The following is a 2,805-nucleotide window of genomic DNA, read 5'->3' as shown; positions in this document are numbered from 1 at the left end:
GGCGTGCCGGTGCTCGCGGACGAGATCTACTCGCGGATCCTCTACGACGGCACTTTCGTCTCGATCGCGTCGCTGCCCGGGATGGAGCCGCTCGCCATCGTCCTCGACGGCTTCTCGAAGACGTACGCGATGACCGGCTGGCGGCTCGGCTACGGGGTCATGCCGGCGCCGATGGCGCAGGTCGTGGCCAAGCTGCAGGTCAACGCCACCTCCTGCACGGCGACGTTCAGCCAGATGGCCGCGGTGGCCGCGCTCAAGGAGGATCAGTCCTCCGTCGACCGCATGGTCGCGGAGTTTCACCGGCGGCGCGACGCGATCGTCGACGGCCTGCGGGCCATCCCCGGCTTCCAGTGCGCGCGGCCCAAGGGCGCCTTCTACGTGTTCCCCAACATCACCCGCACCGGACACTCGAGCCGGACCCTCGCCGACATGCTGCTCGACGAGGCCGGCGTGGCGTGCCTGGCGGGCACCGCCTTCGGCGAGTTCGGCGAGGGCCACCTGCGCTTCTCCTATGCCAACAGCCTGGACAACATCCAGGAAGCCTTGCGCCGGATCAAGGAGCTGATCGCGCGCTAAGAGCCCGCTCAAAAATTGCCGTGAGCCTCTCCAAAATTCCTTTTGCGACCTCAATAGTTTCGGACCTGGGTTTCTGAGTTGCGGGATCGATTCCCGCTGGCGGCTCGCCCCACGATCACTCTCTGGTCGCCTCCTCGCCTCTCCAAGCCACTTCTGAGCGCAAATGACCGCGCCGCTGAAGGGAGCCGTTGGCGGCGCTCCTGGGACTTTCCAGGGCCCTGCCGGGCGCGCGAAAAACGCCATGCTACAACGCGCATATGAAGATGAACATCCTCGCCATAGCAGACGCACTATCGGATCGGAATCTCCTCGCACGCCTCCCGGTGCTCGCCGGCGGAGAGCGCGAGATGACGGTCGAGCTGGTGGCCCATTTGGCCGCGCTCGATGCCCGCCCCGCCGTCTACGCCGCCGAGGGCTGCGGGTCCTTGTTCACCTACTGCACCCAGGCTCTTCGGCTGTCGGAAGATGCGGCCTGCAACAGAATCGAGGCTGCCCGGGCCTGCCGGCGCTTCCCGATGATCCTCGACCTGCTCGCCTCGGGAGAGATGACCCTCACCTCCGTGCGCCTGTTGAGCCGGCACCTGACGCCGGAGAACCACCAGGCCGTCCTCAAGAGGGCCAGTCGTCGGAGCCGCCGGGAGATCGAAGCCCTGGTGGCCGAACTGGCCCCGCAACCGGACGTTCCCAGCTCCGTGCGCAAGCTCCCCACCTTCCCGGCGATGCCGCCCGCACCCGCCCCGCCGAGGACGGTGTCCTCCGAGCCGGCCCCAACGATGACCCCCTCGCCCGCCGCGCTGCCTCCAACGCCCCGTCCGATCGTCCGCGCCACGGCGCCGGAGCGCTACCGGGTCCAGTTCACGGTCGGCCCGGAGACCCACGAGAGGTTACGGCGCCTTCAAGCCCTTATGCGCCGCGAGATCCCGGATGGCGATCCCGCCGTGATCTTCGACCGGGCCCTCATCCTGCTGCTCGAGAAGGTCGAGAAGACCAAGCTCGGGGCGGCGGGGAGGCCGCGCCGTATCCGTCCCAGGACGGATACGGCGGTCCCCTCACGCAACGTGCCGCGGGCGGTGAAGCGTACGGCATGGCGGCGCGACGCCGGCCAGTGCGCCTTCGTTTCCGCCAATGGACGTAGGTGCATGGAGACGGCGTACCTGGAGTTCCACCACGTTCAGGCATATGCGAAACAGGGGCCGGCCACGGTCGCGAACATCGCCCTTCGCTGTCGGCGCCACAACCAGTACGAGGGCGAATTGGTCTTCGGGCCCCACCGGCCTCGATCATCGGACGGGGCGGTGGCAGGATCGTCCCGCAGCGAGCCGAGCAGGCGAGTGGACGCGAAGCGCGGCGGTGGAGACGGCTGATATATCGTCAGCCGTTCTTCCGCAGTTCGTTGGAGGACCACGCCGGGATGCCGAGCCGCCGAGATGCGGTGCGGACTCCCTCAGCCGCTCAATGGCCTGGGGACCTTCGGGGGCGGGTCGTCGAGGCTTGGTTATACTCTTCGGGAATGACCTACCGCATCTTCGCCACCTGCGACATCGGCCAGGAGGCGCTCGACCGCCTCCGGCAGAAGGGCTGGGAGGTGGAGGTCTACGACCAGATCGAGCCCCCGCCGAAGAGCCTGATCCTCGAGAAGGTGGAGGGCGGCGTCGATGCGCTGATCACGACGCTGCGCGACCCGATCGACGAGGAGGTCTTCGCGGCGGGCAAGGCGGCGAAGCTCAAGGTCGTGGCCCAGGACGCGGTCGGCTTCGACAACATCGACCGCGCCGCCGCCAACAAGCACAAGATCCCCTTCAGCCACACCGCGGACGTCCTCACCGACGCCACCGCCGAGTTTGCGTTCCTGATCATGGGCACCGTCGCCCGGAAGACCTGGCCCAGCGAGCAGATGGTGCGGGAGCAGAACTGGTCCACCTGGCATCCGTACCACCCGTGGCTGGGGGACGAGGTCACCGGCAAGACGGTGGCCGTGATCGGGACCGGCCGCATCGGCAAGAGCTTCATCAAGAAGGCGGTGGGCTTCGACATGGACGTGCTCTGCCACGACCCCGCGTACGAGGACCACAAGTTCGTGGAGTCCGTGCGGCGCGTGCTGGACGTGCGCCACCGCGAGGGTCTCACGCCGCGAAAGCAGACGATCGAATACGTCCCCTTCGAGGAGGCGCTCGGGCGCGCCGACTTCGTCTCGCTGCACGTGGCCCTCACCCGGCCCGGCGAGTCGGA

3 protein-coding genes are annotated in these 2,805 nt (G+C 68.0%); all 3 read left to right on the top strand.

Translation table 11 applies throughout. The features are described 5' to 3' along the window. The coding region (locus tag VGV60_12705; GenBank protein ID HEV8702126.1) for an aminotransferase class I/II-fold pyridoxal phosphate-dependent enzyme at positions 1 to 576 on the top strand (576 nt) is incomplete at its 5' end. Positions 577 to 923: 347 nt separating this feature from the next. Continuing rightward, complete coding sequence (locus VGV60_12700; GenBank protein HEV8702125.1) at positions 924 to 1,940, top strand: hypothetical protein; 1,017 nt, start codon at positions 924 to 926, stop codon at positions 1,938 to 1,940. A 146-nt stretch (positions 1,941 to 2,086) separates the two neighbouring features. Next, positions 2,087 to 2,805, top strand: a 719-nt coding sequence (locus VGV60_12695; protein ID HEV8702124.1) for an NAD(P)-dependent oxidoreductase, incomplete at its 3' end; no start/stop codon positions are given.

This window comes from Candidatus Polarisedimenticolia bacterium (genome assembly GCA_036001465.1).
In the GTDB taxonomy this organism is placed as follows: Bacteria; Acidobacteriota; Polarisedimenticolia; order Gp22-AA2; family Gp22-AA2; genus Gp22-AA3.
Note: the sequence above shows the minus strand (reverse complement) of the source record. Positions and strands in the feature narration are given on the sequence as shown.